The following is an 18,020-nucleotide window of genomic DNA, read 5'->3' as shown; positions in this document are numbered from 1 at the left end:
ATGGTTTTTGTACGATACAACCAAAACGGCATCCAAGAATTTGCCGAGGTGTCGGTCGCCGATGTGACGATTTATTTGGACCTCAACGATAACGGTTTACTCGATAGTACTGATCCGTCAACGACAACCAACGAGGCTGGCCAGTATCAATTCGATGATCTGGACGTCGGCACCTACGTTGTACGTCAAGAATTGCGTCAGGGCGCTATTCAAACGGCTCCCGACGTCCAGGAAGCTTTTTTATACGCATTTGATCGTACAACCACCCCTGACCAGATCTTGCGACTTGATCCTGCAACCGGAGGCGTTTTGTCGACAATTCCTTCCCCCGTTGACTTGCCTGCAAAGTTCATCGGAATGGCGTTCGACGGAACCTCTCTGTTCCTCGCCGATGCACAAACCGACTCGCTTTATGAAGTTGATCCAAGCACTGGAAGTCTGATTGATTCGGATTTCATATCCAAAGATATTGACGGAGCGGCAGCACTAAATGGAAAGGTCTACCTTTCTAACCCGTTTTCGAACAAAATTTTCGAATTCGATCCGGTGACGGACACAATTACTAACGAGTATTTTGTTTCCGATGGATCGACGACGGTCAATATCGTTGGCGGTTTAGCTGCTTTTGAAAACCCGGATCAGTTGGTTGCGACAACGGGATCGGATCGAATCGTGTTTTTTGATCCAACAACCGGTGTCGTGCAAGACAGTTTTTTTCATGGAGGGCAAGCCGATATTGGCGCGGCCGTTGTCGGCCAACACCTCCATTTGACTTACGATGGTCCAGACTATTATGGCGCGGTCATCTTCGATCGTAGCGGAGGGGTTGTCGACTTATACGTCGTTAACAATGGTAACAACAACCTCACGGTGCGTGCGCTCGCGGGCAAACTAGTCGTCGAGACGTCCCATCGCGTGCAGCTCGTTGAAGGGGAAACGGTAGCCGATCTCGATTTCGGACGCTTCGATACTCGGGGCGAACTCGGAGGCGTTCAGTTCATCGATCGAGACGGCGATGGAGTATGGGACGCTGATGAGGTTCCGCAGAGTGGCGTTACGGTTTATCTGGACCTGAACGACAATAGCCAACTCGACAATGGCGAGCCAACGCAGATTACGGGTGACGGCGGCGAGTACTTGTTTCAAAACCTACTGCCTGGAGATTACGTAGTTCGGGAGATTGCGCCAGAGCGATTTGAGCAAACGTCGCCTGTCAGCGAAACAGGCGTACTGTTTGGAATTCGGCACGGAGTCAGCCCCGATGTGATCTTTCGCATCGACCCTCAAGACGGGTCGGTGATCAATCAATTTAGTCCGGAGTACGATGTAACGACCTTCCGCGTAGGCTTAGCTTTTGATGGCAAGTCGTTGTTCATCGTTGATTCTAATAGCGATGCGGTGGTTGAAATCGATCCCACGACGGGAGCGGAGCTGGACCGCGACTTGATTGGTTCTGGTGACTACGACGGGATCGCGTCACTGAACGGTTTGCTTTATATCTCGGATTACGTTACGGACGATATCAAGATTTTTGATCCGGTCAGTGACATGGTGATCGGCACTCTTGACATTGATGGCCTCAACTCTGGGAAAAATATCGTCGGTGGACTCGATGCAATTACGAACCCCGATGCGCTGGTAGCCACGACGGGGTCCAACGACGTGATCTTCATTGACCCTGATTCGGGTGTTATTCTTTCGAAATTCACTCACGGTGGTCAGACCGATCAAGGGGTCGCAGTGCTGGGTGACGAGGTTCTGCTGTCGTACACAAGTGCGTTTACTGGAATGGTTGCGTTCGATCGTGGCGGGGCATTCAAGCGTTCGTTTCTGACCAACTTTCCATACTATGGCTTGGCTGGCAAACACGTCAGTGACTCGGCACACCGTGTCTCGCTAGGTGTCGCAGACTCGATCACGGGACTCGATTTTGGCAATCTTCCGTTAAACAAGATTCCGGTTCCGGACGCAGGTGGGCCGTATGCGATTGACGAAGGCGACGGCATTGCTCTAGACGCCTCGGCGTCGACCGATGGCGACGGCGACGATTTGATCTATCGATGGGATCTCGATCTGGATGGTGAATTTGACGATGCAATCGGAGTCAGTCCGACCATTGACGCTCTACAGCTTGCCGCCCTAGGCATTGCCGACGACGGAGATTATGCCGTCTCGGTTTTAGTTGATGACGGTTTCGACACGAGCGTTTCCGGATCGACGATCACAATTCGAAATGTTGCGCCGATGTTGACCATCGAGCCGCACGCTGGCTTAGGGACGAAGTCAGAAAAAGCAACTGTCGATGACTCACTGGCGATTCGCGGTAGTTTCAGCGATCCTGGAAGCCTGGATGCGCACACGCTTGTCATTGATTGGGGTGAAATCGACGACGCTGCAGCCAACGCCGATGAAGACCGGACTGTGTTGACGTTTGCAGCAGGTGATCCGAGTGTCTTCGCGGCCGACCATCAGTACGCTACCGGGGGAATTTTTACGATCACTGTCATGGTCACGGACGATGATGGTGACGTTGCTACGAAATTGGGGGCCGAGCGATGGGTCAGTGGCGTACGTGTCGATCCCAATACACACGCGTTGCAGATTATCGGTACGAGTGGCAAGGATGATGTCCAAGCCCAAGTAACCGGGGGAAGTGATGGAGGGTCCGGTGGTGGTCTCGACCATCCCACTGTCAAAGTAGTCGCAAAATTGAATTTCGGTGGATCTGATGGTGGCGCTGACGTTTACAACTTCAATCCGGGCGATATTCAAACCGTTCGAATCGTACTTGATGACGGTGACGACCGCGCGGATCTTGGCGGATCCGATGGCGATACATGGTACGAATCATCAGTCATCGAAGGTAACAGTGGCAAAGATCGGCTGACCGGCGGAAGCGGAAACGACATCCTGATCGGCGGTGACGATGACGATAAACTTGATGGCGGCCACGGCATCGACCTGTTGATCGGAGGGCCCGGCAAAGACAAATTGAAGGGGGGCCATGGTGATGATCTGCTTGTCGGCGGGTCGGTAGCGAATGAAAATGATCTCGCTGCTCTAGATGCCGCGTTGGCCCACTGGATCGACGGTGATTTGACGTCGACCCTTGTTGATCTTGGGGAGGTCACGGACGACCTCGATAAAGATGATTTGAAGGGTGAGCATGGGGCTGATCATTTGATCGATGGCCTCGGAGACAAGTTGAAGTCGTAAGCTTTTTACGGCGAGCCTTCACTCGAAGCTTTCCAGATTTTACCGAGTCCACGTTGACTGATTTGATAAGTTGGTCAGCGTGTGACCGTTCGGCAAATTCTATAAGGCAGCTTGCGCAGCAGCGGCGTCTTGGCGAGATGCCTGATTCGGGCTGTGTATTTGAACACGAACACATTGCCCGAGTGGCTCAGTGCAGCTAGTTGATGCGATTGCAGAGCAGAGGATGAAATGAATTCGCATTTGCGTATTTCTGTCTCCTCGCGACAAGTGTCCGCAGAGCCAAACGCAACTTGTCACATCGTCGACACTGACGGATACTAAGGTTTTTGCATCGAGTTGATTTGAGTCACGGTTGATGAGTAGTCAAATAGTTAACTGTTCATGTGGTCAAAAGCTCCGAGTGGCCTTGGCTGACACAAATAACGCGTTTCAATGCCCACGATGCAATACCCTTCTTCGGTTGACGAAGCCTGCTCCCGCACCCGAGCGTATGCCCGCAAAGCTAGCCCAATCCAAAGCTCCATCGAACATCGCAGAAGCACGAGAGACAAATATCTTCAACGCTGGAACGCTGCCGGAAAGCTTCGGGGGTTCCAGTCCTGCACCAGGATTTGACGGGCGGCTTCCTCCAACCTACCAGTCGCATGTGTACCACAGTCATCCTAGCGCTCGACGCACGAAATCAAATCGTGGGCTAGTAATCGGGCTCGTGGCAGCAGGCGGCGTGCTTGCGGTTGCCAGTTTGTCACTCATGGTCGTGTCGTTTATGTACGCCATAGAATCGCATGAGCATCAGCAGGCTCGGTATCACGATCCACACGATGCGTTGGCTGTCGGAAAGTTGAATGTAGACGTGATGGATTTCATGGTGCCTATTCGTGCGGCGGAGCTGTCGAGGAAGATGCTGATATCCGCTGTGGAACATCCTGAGTGGCTCGAGCAGGTATCTAGTCGGTCGGTGGGTGAGACGATCGCGTACGATTCTCGAATGGGGATTTCTGAAGCTGAATATGAAGAATACCTCGAGGTATCAAAACAGCTTTCGGTGCAGAAAGCGGGTGACACAGAACTTACGATTACTCGCCCAGAGCCAGAACTGTATGTTCTGGATGGAGGCGTGGTTAATGGTCAACATGCTGTGGTGGCCGGCAGGCACGTAATCGCAAACCTCTCGGGGATCGAAATTGACTTGGCAAACAATATCGTGCGAGCACCGTTTGGTACGCTGACGGGGTATTCAGAGAAACATATATCGAGTGAATCGCCGCTGGGAGCTTGGGACGGGGCGGTTTGGTTCACGCAAGGTAGTGGGAGAACAGACGCAATTGCGTCGCTCACGGTTGGTAAGTTGCGAAGGTCGAGGCGGTCATTCATTTATCTTGACGTATCACGACTTTCGGGTGGCAGTAATATGTGGATCGATCTGTTGGTGATGTATGACTTGCCTGATGATCGTGCGGCACAGCAGTAAAATGTCAGTGGCAAATCATAAACTCGGAGCGTAGTCTAAACCTGCAAGGACACTTTGCACGCAGCCGTTTCAGACAGCGGCCGAGTTCGACGACCGGGATCGACCGTCGTACATCACTACGACTTTACCAGGGCGACTGCTTCCACGACCGCACTTCGATCTGGCCATCTTCGCCGATGCGGACTCGGATGGCTCCGACTTCGGCGGTCACGTGGACTCCGGCGCCAGTCCTGTCTAACATCGCGCGGACCGCTGGTTTTCTTGCTCGTTTCCCGCCGCTGACGATCACTTCGGCGGGACGTGACCACTGCAGGATCGATTCGGCGTTCATCGACAAGCTGCCGTGATGCGGCGCCATCAACACACCGCCCGGTGGCGGACGCTGGTGATTGATTAGAGATTCCGTCCCCGGAGGCTCCAGATCGCCGGGTAACAACAGCGTCTTTCCGCCGCAATCAATTCGTAACACCAAGCTATTTGCGTTGTCGTTACCACCAATTCGCTGTGGCGGCGGATGTAGGATCGAAAAGGTCTGGTGGAGCTCTGGTATTTCCGACGAATCGAACACTTCGATCACCTGTACGTTCGCGGCAGCAATGGCCAATCGTGTGGGCACCAGCCCGACTTCCTGTTGTTCAAGCATGCCTGGGGGCGTGACGATGCGATTCACTGCGAACCGCCGTAATACTCCGGGGATCGCGTTGTAATGATCCGAATCGGCGTGCGATAAAAAGATGGCATCCAACCGTGTCGCTCCGACCGACCACAACGCTGCGTCGATATCTCGACTGCTGCCGGTTTGGTTTGCCATGCGACCGCAATCGTAAAGGAACACGTGTCCCACGTCATCTCGCATGACGACACTTGTTCCGTGGCCGACGTCAACAAATGTCGCTTCGAACGTCCCACGATCAATTGGCGGGGCCGTGGTCGCCATCATCCATGCGGCCACCATCCAGACAACGATCCAGCCATAACGGAACCATGAACTCGCTCGGCTTCGTGACCGGAAAAGCGAGCCGACCATCACCAGATAAAACACGGCCACGCTCCATCCCGGTGGCGATGGCAACCAGTAATGTCCGTAGGGGACTTCGGCGGCAACGCCAATGATCTGCCGCATGCACTGTAGCCCGACGCCGCACAAGAAGCCCGGCAGACCTGCTGCGGCGGCCCAGACCCATCCCACCACCACCGTGGCGACACCACACGCCAAGGACCAAAACAGAAACGGACTCAAGATCACATTGGTCACGACGCTGACAAACGAGATCACGTGAAATTGGTGCCACACCAAGGGGATGCTGATCGCGGTCACGCAGCCGCTGTACCAAACCATCCTCGCGATCCATTGCCATGCGGTCCGTCCGTAGCGAACCCATGTTGATTGCGAGGATTGCAGCAGTGCATCGAGTTGTTGTTCGTTTTCGATCGCCAGATCCACCGCATGAGACTCGGTAATCGTGCGGGCACCACACAAGAACAGCGTTGCCACGGCCAGAAACGACAGCTGGACGCCGACATGAAACAGATTCTCGGGATTGATCGCCAGCAACAACAATGCTGCCAGCGACAAGGTATTGATTGGCTGCGTGGGACGCCGAAACCACAGCGAACACATCAGCATCCCGACCAAGACCGCCGCTCGCATCACGGGAGGACGGCCTCCGGTGATCGCCGTGTACAAGCAGCACACCAACAACACCCAAACAATCTTGGCACCGAGGGGAAAACGCAGCAACATCGCAACCCAGCTGGCCAACACGATCACGATCGCGAGGTGCAATCCGCTGACGCTTAGCAGATGTGCGGTTCCGGTTACCAGCAACAGATCGCGGGTTTCGGGATCGACGAAGTCGCGCTGTCCGATTACCAAGGCGACCGCCAACGCGCCGGATGAATCGCCGGTGTGTTTCAGCAGCAACTCGCGGCTTTCGGTCGCGATGGTGGCAATCGGGCGATCGAAGTCCCAGCGTCGTCCGATCGCTTCGATCTGCGTTTCGCGGGCGACGTCGATTCGGGCGTGAATGCCACGACGACGGTACACCGGACGCAGATCGTTTTCGCCTGGATTGGTAGGAGCGACGATCCTGGCAAGTGAACCATGGACTCGAATCACATCACCGGGCAATCGATGGTCCAGCCGACCGCTGCACACAACCATGACTCGGCCACGACAGGGACGAAAGTCGTCACCGACACGAATCTGCTCGGTCGCCAGTTCGATTACCGATTGCCAGGGCGATTGATCGCGTCGTCGGGCGAAATCGGCCAGCGGATTGCGGCGAATCACCACCGGCCGATCGATCATGCCTTCGATAATGGCCGGTTCGGGATACTCCCCCGCATAGTGCCCAATCGATGCGGTTTGATAAGCAAAGTCGTTGTAGCCATGCCACAATCCCGCGAGCGACGCCACAGCCAACACTACCGCGACACGTTTGGTGACCGCTTTGGGAAATGCAAACAACACACATGCCCCAATCGCAACGCCCCCCCACAGCATGGACCGTGTTTGGAACCCGAGCGACAGACCAGCGTCAATCGCGATCCCGGTCGCCGCCGCAATGGCCAGTAGCAACAGGGGGTGTCGCGGCCAGAAGTCCGCCATCGGACGTCGGGGTTCGCGATCATGTGCCGCACCCGATACCGCATCCAAAGCAGGTCCCCCTTGTCTTTCCGCAGGAAAAATCGAGTAGGATAGCCAAGCCGAAGCATCCGACTTTCGATTTCTCACCCCCCTCAGTCTATCACATCCAATGTTACACCCTTTCAAACGGTCACGGTTTCCGGTGTCAACACTGGCAGCATCCACGGCCACCACCACTCTGATCCGCTCACTGTTTCTTTTTTTACTGTTCTCCTCTGGGGTCATCTCCGACATCGCCATGGCACAAGAATCAACCACGCTGACGCAATCGCAAAGCAAGATGCAGTACCCCGAGACCAACACAGTCGACGTCACCGACGACTACCATGGCCATCGCGTCGCCGACCCCTACCGCTGGCTCGAAGACACCGAGAGCGACGAGACCGCTGCTTGGGTGGAAGCCCAGAACAAGGTCACTCAGGCTTACTTGCAATCGTTGCCCGAGCGAGAGGCGATGCGAGCACGACTCGAGAAATTGTGGAATTATGAACGCTTTGGCTTGCCTAGCCACAAAGGCGACTACTACATCTATTCGCACAACAACGGCTTGCAGAACCAAAGTGTGCTGTACAAGGCCGATTCGCTCGATGCAGAGCGGCAGGTGTTGATCAACCCCAACACACTCAGCGAAGATGGCACCGTTGCACTCGGATCAACCGTTACGACACGGGACGGCAAATTGATCGCTTACTCGCTAGCCGATGGCGGCAGCGATTGGCGAACATGGAAAGTGCGCGAGGTGGCGACGGGCAAAGATTTGGACGATGTTGTTCGTTGGAGCAAGTTCAGCGGCATCGCTTGGATGCCCGATGCACGCGGTTTCTTTTACGCTCGTTACACCGCACCGGTCGAAGGTCAAGAGTTGACCGGTACCAACGAGAATCAACGTTTGTATTTTCATCGGCTCGGTGACGATCAATCCAAGGACACGTTGATTTTGGAGCGGCCTGATGAACCGAAATGGGGGTTCTCGCCCACGGTTACCGATGATGGACGCTATCTGGTCATTCACAACTGGAAAGGCAGCGAGCCGAAATCACAGATCTTTATCAAAGATCTTGCCGATCCTGATGCCACTGTCGAACCGCTGATTACCGGGTTTGATGCGGAGTACGAATGGATCGCGTCGGTCGGGGCGACCCATTATTTTGTGACCGACAGCGAAGCTCCGAAACGCCGCTTGATTGCCGTCGACGTTGGCAATGCCGATCGCGAGCACTGGAACGAGGTGGTCGCCGAAGCGGACGACGTGCTGGAATCGGCATGCCTGTTTGGCGAGACGTTTTATCTCAGTTATCTCAAGGACGCTCGCAGTCGAGTGGCCCGCTATTCGATCGAAGGCGACTTCGTGGACGATTTGCCGCTGCCCGGTGTGGGCAGTGTCAGTGGGTTTGGAGGTCGCCAAGACGCCACCGAAACCTTCTTTGACTTTACCAATTACGTCACGCCCGGCGAAATCTATCGCGTCGATCTGAGCAGTGGGGAAACCACGCTGTGGCGACGTCCTGAAACGCCGATCCAAGTTGACGATTACGTGACCGAACAACTTTTTGCGACCAGCATGGATGGCACGAAGGTGCCTGTGATCGTGACGCGGCATCGCGATACCAAGCTGGATGGTTCGAATCGCACGCTGCTGTACGCCTATGGTGGATTTAACATCTCGCTGACACCATCGTTCTCACCTGCCAACGCGGCGTGGATCGAAAACGGAGGCGTCTACGCGGTTGCAAACCTTCGCGGTGGTGGCGAGTACGGCCGCGAGTGGCACGAGGCCGGCATGCGGCTGAACAAGCAAAACGTATTCGACGACTTTATCGCTGCCGCCGAACATTTGATCGACAAAGGTTACACCCAACCGAGCCGATTGGCGGTTCGCGGTGGCAGCAACGGCGGATTGCTTGTTGGCGCAGTGATGACTCAGCGTCCCGAACTGTTTGGTGCCTGTTTGCCGGCTGTCGGAGTGATGGACATGCTGCGTTTCCACAAGTTCACGATCGGATGGGCGTGGGCGACCGAATATGGCAGTAGTGACGAAGCGGACCAGATCGAAAATCTGCTGTCCTATTCGCCACTACACAATTTGAAGCCGGGCACGTGTTATCCCGCCACGCTGATTACCACGGCGGATCGTGACGACCGAGTGGTGCCGGGGCACAGTTTCAAATTCGCCGCCGCACTGCAAGCTGCTCAGAGCTGCAACAATCCCACGCTGATTCGAATCGAAACGCGAGCCGGCCATGGGGCGGGGACGCCGGTCAGTAAACGAATCGACGAATATGCTGATTTGTGGGCGTTTTTGCTCGAAAATCTGCAGTAGAAGGCGAGGGGGGGCGCCCAATGCCATCTACTTTCGTAGTGGGACTCGCCAGAGTTCCTGGAGTTTCAACAGCAAAGATGGGAATTCTGGCGAATCCCACTACTTGAGCATCTCCAATGGTTGCCAAAGTAGATGGCATTGCGGGGGCGGTCCTCCGCACGCGGTTGATCCCGGGCTCGGGGTCGCTGGGCTGGTTAGGTGGTCAGGGCTGGTCAGGTGGTCATCCAGGCGGCCTTGTATCGCAGCCCTAGGTTCAGGATTTTCTGCAGCAACGTCTCGTACGTCATCCCAATCGTCTCGGCCGATTCCGAGAAATCTTCGCCATATTCGATATTTGGGTTCGCGTTGGCTTCGATCACGAAGATCTCGCCTTTGTCGGTCATTCGCAAATCCATTCGCGCGTAACCGCTCATGTTCAAGGCCCGGTAGACCCGTTTGCAAAGTCGCGAGATTTTTAGCTTCGTGGCGTCGTCAAGATCCTTGGCTTCCTCGGTCGTGATGCCATGTTTCTCTTGGTACTTGTGATTCCATTTGACTTGACGAGTCGCGATTTTCGCGATGTCATCCGGCATCTTGGTAAACAGCATTTCCCACGGCGGAAACGTTTGCAAGCGGTTGTTGCCGATCACGCCGACATACAACTCGCGTCCTTCGATGTACTGTTCGGCCATCGCATCGTCGTTGGTCTTGTCATGGATGAACTTGACGCGTTCTACTAGCGCTTCGTCGTTGTGGACAATCGAAGCCTGAGCGATGCCAAACGAGGCGTCCTCGATCGCCGATTTTACAAACAGCGGGAACGACAATTTCTTAGGCCGATGGATGATACGACCCGCCGGAAACACGGCAAAGCGAGGCGTTGGGATGCGATGATAGGTCAGCACCTTTTTCGATAACGCCTTGTCCTTGCTGAGCAACAATCCACGCGGATTGCAACCGGTATAAGGCTGCTGCATCAATTCCAGATAGCTGATCACGGCAAAGTCATAGGTGACCACCCCGTGGAATTCTTCCAACATCATGAACGTAATGTCGGGTTTGAACTCGCGTAAAGCTTCACGGATGGGCGTCAGGTCATCGTAGACTCCGATCGGAAGTACTTCGTGGCCGATGTGACGCAGCGTGTCGCAGACGTCAAATTCGGCCTTCCAATCGTCCAGATCTTTTTCGTTAACGCCCTCGAGCGTCAGCGGCGGAACGTGGCCGTCGCGAACGAGCACCAAAATACGCAGCGAACTCATGCTCGGGCTCCGTCACACGGCCGAGCGGAACTGCGAAACAGGCAAGGTTTTTTGAGCCGATCGCTATATCGCAACACGATGCCGTCCTTCGTGTAAAAAGTTGGTGGTTCGCACTGCGACTAAAATCATGGCATCTCGCTTGACTTGTTCGATCGCTCCACCGAGTCGTAAGTTCAGCTCGCGACATCGCTCGATCATTTCTTGGATCACTTGGTCAATCGTGTACGTGTACTCGCCGGTCCAGTGGGCGACGATCGTTCGCAGTTCGTTGCGAATTCGGCTCAAAAAGGCGGCGGCGGTCACGTTGCGTCGGTGCTCTTCGTCGGACGAAAACAGTTTGCGTAGGTCGGCATCATAGATACTCGGATAGTCGACCCCGTAATGTTCACGTTTTCGTTGATAATGCGTTCGCAGCGTTTTTCGCAGCCGGCTGACCGGATCAATCGTTTTTCGATTGTAAACCAGCGGACGTTTGCCCTGGATCGACTTCATGAACTCGTCAACAAACTCGAGTTTTTTGATCGCGGACCAATTGCGATATTGAGTTCGCCAGCGTGATCCCGGCCGCAGCCAAACCGCAAACGTTTCGGCAAAATCCTCAAGTGGATGGGCTTGAGCGTACCACATATCGAGGTTCAGCACGTAATCGCGGCTCGATGGGGTCGGTTGGTAATAATCGGGGTAGGGTTCCGATGGGCTGCCAAAAAGTTGGCGATAACGTGCTTTTCGCCGGATCCGAAACGCGGTATCAATCGCGTGTCCCGCTTCGTGACGCAATATTTTCATGCACCACTGCTGCGTTCCCCCTTCGACTTCCAAGAGTTGCTTTCGCTCGAGCCGAGCTAGGCGGGGATGGGCCAAGTAGAAGGGAATCGCGATCCCAGGGATGCCGTCGGGGGAATACCAATCGTCGCTCAGCCAGCAATGAGGCCGAAAATTTAATCCCCGACTCGCCAATTCCTGGTTCAGCTGCTCAATTCGTTTCTGCAGTGGCGTGTCACGAATCGAAAGCTTTAAATCGCACATCCGCATATCCAGCAGCCGTTTGTCGCTTAGCTTGGATAGGTTTGGCATCGTCGAGAGTTTTGGCTCTGGTTTTGCCATTTCACCGTGTATGCAATGAAGCAAATGAACAAGAATCGAAACGAAGAGTTTGCGTCAGTTTATTCAACTTGCCAGATTTGTTACCCCTAAAAAGATGTCTTCTAAAAAAAACAGCAGCGATGGCAAGACTAATTCGCACAAAGCGGTACGGTCGGTCCCCGATGTGTGCACGCTATTCACCGGCGCCGGTCGCTCGGCGATTGCGGTGATCGGTGTCGCCGGTCCGCAAGCGGGCGAAGCGGTGATGCGATGTTTTACCGCGGCATCGGCTCGCGAATTAAAGCTCAACGAAATCCGCTATGGCGATTGGCACGGACCAAAGCCGAGCGTCGGCGACGAATCCGAAGACGCGTCTATTCCAAGCGAATCGATCGTCGTGATCATGCGGGACTCGCAGCAATGGGAAGTCCATTGCCATGGGGGCTCGGCCGCGATCCAGCGTATTATTGCCGATCTGAACAAGGTCGGAATCACGTCGGTCGAAAACGAGGATTGGCCGTATCCGTGGTGGGGCGCCGCAGCGGGCCCGATGACTACATCGCGATTGATTCGCGAGGCGACCGCAGTGTTGACACAGTGCCAAACGGTGCGAACCGCCGCCGTGGCGATGGATCAAGTCCGCGGAGCGCTACAGGATTGGGCAATCAAATGGCTCAACGTCGCTGATCGCTCCGCGATCTTGCGTGCAGCTGAAAAAAGGGTCGACAACGTTGAAGACACTGCTGCTTGCTTAGACGATCTGCATCGCGAGGTCCGCGAGATTTTGGCATACGCTCCGATCGGGGTGCGGTTGACATCTCCGTTTCGTGTCGTCCTGTCAGGCCGCCCGAATGTTGGGAAAAGCAGTTTGATTAATGCGATTTTGGGCTACGACCGCAGTATCGCAACTGCGGTCGCTGGCACCACCCGTGACGTCTTGCACGCTGAGACGGTGATCGATGGGTTGCCGATCCGGTTGACCGATACCGCCGGGATCCACGACAGCGGCGAGTCGATCGAGCGTGAAGGGATCAGCCGGGCGATGCGGGAAGCCAGCACGGCGGATCTGGTGCTCGCCATCCAGACGCCCGACACCCCCACGATTGCCGATCCGGCATTGCAGGTGCCACGAATCGACGTGCTCAATAAAAGTGATCTAATCGAGGCTGAGCTGACCGAGACCGATCTGATTCAAACCGTCGCAACAACGGGCGAAGGAATCGACGAGTTGCTCGCCGCGATCGCAAATCGACTCGCTGGTACGTTTCCGCCCCCGAAATCGGCTGTCCCGCTGAACGAGCGACAAGTCCGGTGTCTCGAAGCACTATTAGACGCAAGCGAACCACGGCAGTTAACCGCAGTACTCAAGGAGCTGATTTCAGGGTAGTGCGTTGGTGACACGCGCGGCCCGCCACAGTCGCCCGGCGACTTGTAGGCCGGAACGTAGCGGAGCGGAGTTCCGGCATGCGGCTACCACGAATTCGCCATCACGTTCGCATCCACCAGATCTGCGTTTCACGTCATTCGGGGATCTTGGTGCTGGCGATGACTTCGTCGGGAGATGCTTCGAAATGCTCACGGCACGATTCGCTGCATAGGTGCGCGGTATAGCCGTGTACTTCGGCCGTGATCTGATCGCTACCGTCCATGCCAAGTTTGCACACGTAACATTTGCCGATCACATGATCTTCGCTGCCATCAAGCATGTCGGCTTTCTGAAGTGCGACGAGCGTCGCTTCGCTGGCGGGCTCTGCCGTCGTCGTCGTCGCGGTGGACGCGGGTTCGGTGTTCTCGCCACAGCCTAGGACTGCAGTCGAAAACGCCATCGTTGCGAGCAGTAAAATTCGTTTCATTGTTTTTTCCTTTGCTGAAAAATGGATTTCAAGAGTGCGCCGCATCGACTCATTTTTGATTGACAACGCGGTGTGAATTTGGCACATCGATCGTGATTGTCGATGCATAGCTTGTGAATTCATAGTCGTCGCTACGCTCGTCCATCGCGGTGTAATGAGCGACGATCAAATGACGATTGCCGGTCTTGGGAACAAACGTCACCATACCATCACCGTCGCTGCGAAACTCGTACTCGGAATCAAATTCGCCCGCCAATTCAATGCCTTCGGGGATGAACGCGACCACCGCATCGGCAAGCGGTTTGCCTTGGTGCAACACCTGAACGCTGATCGGGTTGCCAGCGACGGTCTCGCTAAACGGACACGTTTGCAGGACCAATTCGAGCGGCAATCCGAGTGGTTTTTCATGCACATGGCGGTCCACCGACGGTGAGTCGAGCGAGTTGGAAACAAGGAAATAGGTTTTGGCGGTGCGGATGCTGCGGATCGATTTGCCGTGATTCATCACGCGATCCAATGACTGTACGACACAGTGAACGCCTGGCTCGCGAACCGCCAACGGAGTGGTCCAGTAGCCTTCTTTTTCAGCCGATGCTGTTGCGAACATTTTACTCTTGATGTCGGTTTTCTGCCCACGGGGCGTGATATGGTCAAGCGAAACCCAGTCGAGGGTAACTCGACCAGCCAGTTTGAAATCACGGTGATGGTTGCCGTGATTTCCAAGCCGAAGGTCAACGTAAACATTCTCGCCGGTCCGTACGATCGGCGTGTTGGTGTTGACCCAAACGTCATGAGCCGATGCCGTGGATGCGGCAATCAGCAAACCGACAAACGATAGAGTTCGGAGTGAGTGAATCATCGAAAAATCCTTTGGGTGGAAAGAGGGGGGCCAAAGAGTGGGTTAAGAGGAATGATGTCGGTTTAACTAGTCGGGACCGACTTCGAGCAGGATCGCGTGAAATGACTGTTCCAGAGGGAACGATTCCCATTCTTTCAATGAATGTTCGTCGCGGGGCTCCACTTCATCGGTAGTGACTTGGCCTCGGGTGTGACCGTACTACCTTGGCCAAAATACGCGGGCCAAACCGCTTGGCCGTTGGCTTGCTTCGCCGTGGGCAAGCCGATGGAGATCACGGCAGCCAATGGACTCATTTCAATCAAGCGTTTCATGATCAAAATTCCCCCATGACTTCGTGGCCATTGCGAGTGCCGAGAGCACGCCAGACGTTCAGGTCGATACTTTCGTTGGTGAAGCCGACGCTGCCGTCGCAGCGAGCAACATGCACGCCACCGGGATGGTTGCTGCGAACGCCAAACACGCCCCAGCCGCAGCTCTGCATATCCGGAATCCCACTTTGCGGCGGGTGATAATGGGTGTATCCGGTCCAGTACTCACGTCCGTTGATCCAGCCCGCACCGCGTTGTCCGGACCATCCGCGATGCAGACTGCTGGCACGCGTATAGGCTTCCATCAAATTGGGGTCTTCGGGCAAAACGTAGCCTGTCATTCCGGGTTCGGACGGTGGCATCGTGCGGCTGGCAAAGGCACAGGTCACGTCAAACATCGTACGACGCCGCATCGCATCGATCGTCGGCTCGCTGGGCGATTGTTCGAGCTGTCCCAGCAAGTGCTCGGAAAACGCTGCGGTGTTACTCAATCCATCGAGAACCGCTTCAAAACCAACATTGGCATTGATCCACGATACGCCGTCGGTGGGAAGCCGGGTGTCGTACAACGTGCCGACGCCCGTGCCGGTGTTCATCGCGTAGTTGGTACCTGAATACGCCTGCGTTGGGCCGCTTCCCGATAGCGAGGTCACGTAAAACGTTTGGTCATTGTCTTCGCTTGGGCATGTCAGCGTGGGGATCGAGGTGGCGGCAGCGGTATCGTGCGGGGCAATCAGTTCTCCTGGACAGCATCCGACGTGCAGGGGGCGATCAAAATGGATCATGTCCAACATGTTGCCTTGTTCATAGAACGGTGCCATTTGGGCAAATACCGAAAAGTTGCCCGCCGTGCTCGTACCCGACGTGTAGTTGGAGGGGATCTTGCGATGCGAGCTTTCGTAATTGTGCATCGCCAACGTGATTTGTTTCAGGTTGTTGCTGCACTGCATCCGCCGCGCAGCTTCACGAGCCGATTGCACGGCAGGCAGTAATAGGCCGACGAGTACGCCAATGATGGCAATCACGACTAATAATTCGACCAGCGTGAATGCGATCCGAGTGGGCTTGAGGTTGGGGGAAAACGGGAGTGATGGATTCATGTTGGTAGTTTGTTCTTGGGGTGTTCGGTTGGGCGCGGACCGCTAGCGAGCACGCGGCAGGCAACTGTCGCGAAAGGGAGGCGATGGAAGTTGCATTTGGGCGTCGTAGGTCGCTGGCGCGCTAGCGACGAAGACCACACTGGTGTGAGGAGCGAGCCTTCAAACACTAACGCGGCAGCGGTGATTTCTGCGTGGACACAGCTCCACACGCGTGGAGTGGACGGACGCGCAGCAACGAGCCGAATTGCAACAAAACGTTAAAAGAGGCCTCGCAGATCTGGTAGCGCAGCGGTAGTCGCTTCCTGTGCAAGGCACGGTTTTGCCGCGGCCGCTAGGGCACAGGTGGTTCCGGAGAAAGAGCGATTGTGATCGCTTGTTGATTGCCGATCACGAAGCGGAACAGCAGGGGTGGAGTGCAGGACGCCAGCGTTGGCGGGCGTGTTTGGATCACCGCACTCGAGAAGATGGACCAGAGTAAATCAATGCCGTGGCAACTAGCAGCATCCTCGAGTCGAATCAGCCGTGTGTTCGCCAGCAATTCGGGCTCAGAATCATGGTCGGCCGCGTTGACGGGCGCTGTGGCGCATTTTGCCGAAGCGGCTGAGCAACAGCTACACGCGGTCGCGGGTTTGGACGGGGGTGTTTCGCGTTTAGCCAGCGAAATATCAAGCGATTTACGAGTCCGAGCGATCAAGAACGCTGGCGGCTGGACGTTGTTTTCGGCCGCCCATTGCAATTTTTCAGCGTCGCTGTGGCAGCAGCACTTGTCCCAACAATACTCGGCAGTCGAACAGCCGCAGGGGCAATTTTCGCAGGGAAAACGCCCGATTTTCTCGGGGAGAGGAGTCGAAATCGGCAATCCTGTCATTCCACACGCCAACACCATCAACAGCGTCACGCTGATGATTCGATGGAATATTGTCGATCGAAGGGAATGAAAGAAAAACAAAGCGGGCTCAAAGCCTCGACAGCGTGCCAATGATCGGCTCGCTCCTCACGCCTGAGATTCTACACGCCGCAAGATGAAAGTAAATCAGCAACCTGCTACGTATTCGTGCGACCTGCTGCCGCATCAGTCGGCGGTGTGGTTTGTGACTCGCATTTCCTCGAATCGGATATCGGGATTGGCGCGATGAAGTGCTTTGACATCCCATTCGGACTGTAGCAATACGGCGTCATGGCCAAATTGATCGAGTGCCAGTTTGCCAGAGTAGGGGAGTCGGATTTTTGCTTTTTGCTCGGGCGTTGCGTTAAACCAGCGGACCAATTTGTAGGGTCGCCAACTGAGCGACGTGGGGGCGTTGTACTCGGATTCCAGACGATAACGAACGACATCAAATTGCAGCTCACCGACGGCGGCAAGCAAATTCTCGCGGCGTTTGATATGGGGGTCGTGAAAGACCTGGATTGCTCCTTCTTCGATCAACTGCTTCAATCCGCGGTCGAATTGTTTTCTTCTCGCCGTATCGGTGCAATCCAATACAGCAAAGAACTCGGGTGAAAACTGGGGCAGTCCTTCTTGGTGAACAATTTCGTTTTGGCAGAGCGTATCTCCGAGCCGAAATTCTCCGGGGCAAACCAATCCAATGATGTCACCCGGGTAAGCCTGGTCGATCGTTTGACGGTCTTGGCCGAAGATGCGAAAGGCACGAGCGAGTCGGATTTTCTTCATCGAGCGAGCGATCGTCACCTCCATGTCGCGCTCGAACATGCCACTGCAAACTCGCAAGAAGGCGACGCGGTCACGATGCCGAGGGTCGAGGTTGGCTTGGATCTTGAAAATGAATCCAGAGAAGTTTGGCGAAGGTGGCTCCGTCGCTTTACGAGATCCCGGTGGCGGACACAGCTTGAGAAATCCATGCAAGAAATGTTCGATCCCAAAATTGGTCAATGCACTGCCAAAGAATACCGGCGTCTGT

The 18,020-nt window shown here is 55.2% G+C and carries 13 protein-coding genes; 5 read left to right on the top strand and 8 right to left on the bottom strand.

The annotated features are described in order from the left end of the window. Both RMSM_RS05065 and RMSM_RS05060 read left to right on the top strand, forming a co-directional pair. The coding region (locus RMSM_RS05065; protein ID WP_008692504.1) for an SdrD B-like domain-containing protein at positions 1–3,216 on the top strand (3,216 nt) is incomplete at its 5' end. A gap of 709 nt (positions 3,217–3,925) precedes the next feature. Continuing rightward, complete coding sequence (locus RMSM_RS05060) at positions 3,926–4,687, top strand: hypothetical protein (RefSeq protein ID WP_040764175.1); 762 nt, start codon at positions 3,926–3,928, stop codon at positions 4,685–4,687. Positions 4,688–4,811: 124 nt separating this feature from the next. Here RMSM_RS05060 and RMSM_RS05055 read toward each other — a convergent pair whose 3' ends face one another. Then, entirely contained in the window at positions 4,812–7,298 is a 2,487-nt protein-coding gene (locus RMSM_RS05055; protein WP_160168232.1) for a ComEC/Rec2 family competence protein, read from the bottom strand. 277 nt (positions 7,299–7,575) lie between these two features. On the opposite strand from RMSM_RS05055, the gene RMSM_RS05050 reads away from it, so the two are divergent. Further along, positions 7,576–9,657, top strand: a complete 2,082-nt coding sequence (locus tag RMSM_RS05050; RefSeq protein WP_008692498.1) for a prolyl oligopeptidase family serine peptidase — start codon at positions 7,576–7,578, stop codon at positions 9,655–9,657. Between the two features lie 212 nt (positions 9,658–9,869). Here RMSM_RS05050 and RMSM_RS05045 read toward each other — a convergent pair whose 3' ends face one another. Together RMSM_RS05045 and RMSM_RS05040 are read right to left on the bottom strand one after the other, a co-directional pair. Continuing rightward, the gene (locus tag RMSM_RS05045) at positions 9,870–10,898 is read right to left on the bottom strand and encodes a D-alanine--D-alanine ligase family protein (RefSeq protein ID WP_008692496.1); all 1,029 of its coding nucleotides are present in this window, start codon (positions 10,896–10,898) and stop codon (positions 9,870–9,872) included. Between the two features lie 63 nt (positions 10,899–10,961). After that, complete coding sequence (locus tag RMSM_RS05040) at positions 10,962–11,972, bottom strand: putative zinc-binding metallopeptidase (protein WP_040764176.1); 1,011 nt, start codon at positions 11,970–11,972, stop codon at positions 10,962–10,964. A 124-nt stretch (positions 11,973–12,096) separates the two neighbouring features. Here RMSM_RS05040 and RMSM_RS05035 point away from each other — a divergent pair, with 124 nt between their 5' ends. Then, positions 12,097–13,368: a GTPase gene (locus RMSM_RS05035; protein WP_008692493.1), complete on the top strand. Its 1,272-nt coding sequence runs from the start codon at positions 12,097–12,099 to the stop codon at positions 13,366–13,368. A gap of 133 nt (positions 13,369–13,501) precedes the next feature. Here RMSM_RS05035 and RMSM_RS39565 read toward each other — a convergent pair whose 3' ends face one another. The 4 genes from RMSM_RS39565 to RMSM_RS05020 all read right to left on the bottom strand — a co-directional run bounded on the left by RMSM_RS39565 (position 13,502) and on the right by RMSM_RS05020 (position 16,101). After that, positions 13,502–13,834, bottom strand: coding sequence for a hypothetical protein (locus tag RMSM_RS39565; protein WP_201767006.1), 333 nt, complete (start codon positions 13,832–13,834; stop codon positions 13,502–13,504). Positions 13,835–13,883: 49 nt separating this feature from the next. Next, a complete protein-coding gene (locus RMSM_RS05025) occupies positions 13,884–14,693 on the bottom strand; it encodes a DUF4198 domain-containing protein (RefSeq protein ID WP_008692491.1) in 810 nt (269 codons plus the stop codon). 134 nt (positions 14,694–14,827) lie between these two features. Beyond that, positions 14,828–15,004, bottom strand: coding sequence for a hypothetical protein (locus RMSM_RS40680; protein ID WP_160168231.1), 177 nt, complete (start codon positions 15,002–15,004; stop codon positions 14,828–14,830). A gap of 2 nt (positions 15,005–15,006) precedes the next feature. After that, positions 15,007–16,101, bottom strand: coding sequence for a DUF1559 domain-containing protein (locus RMSM_RS05020; protein WP_008692489.1), 1,095 nt, complete (start codon positions 16,099–16,101; stop codon positions 15,007–15,009). 482 nt (positions 16,102–16,583) lie between these two features. Between RMSM_RS05020 and RMSM_RS40675 the strand changes: the two genes are divergently transcribed. Beyond that, the gene (locus tag RMSM_RS40675; protein WP_236622005.1) at positions 16,584–17,039 is read left to right on the top strand and encodes a hypothetical protein; all 456 of its coding nucleotides are present in this window, start codon (positions 16,584–16,586) and stop codon (positions 17,037–17,039) included. 134 nt (positions 17,040–17,173) lie between these two features. On the opposite strand, the gene RMSM_RS05010 is transcribed toward RMSM_RS40675, so the two are convergent. After that, positions 17,174–18,020, bottom strand: an 847-nt coding sequence (locus RMSM_RS05010; RefSeq protein WP_040764170.1) for an EF-Tu/IF-2/RF-3 family GTPase, incomplete at its 5' end; no start/stop codon positions are given.

The sequence above is a fragment of the Rhodopirellula maiorica SM1 genome (assembly GCF_000346295.1).
Lineage (GTDB): Bacteria > Planctomycetota > Planctomycetia > Pirellulales > Pirellulaceae > Novipirellula > Novipirellula maiorica.
Note: the sequence above shows the minus strand (reverse complement) of the source record. Positions and strands in the feature narration are given on the sequence as shown.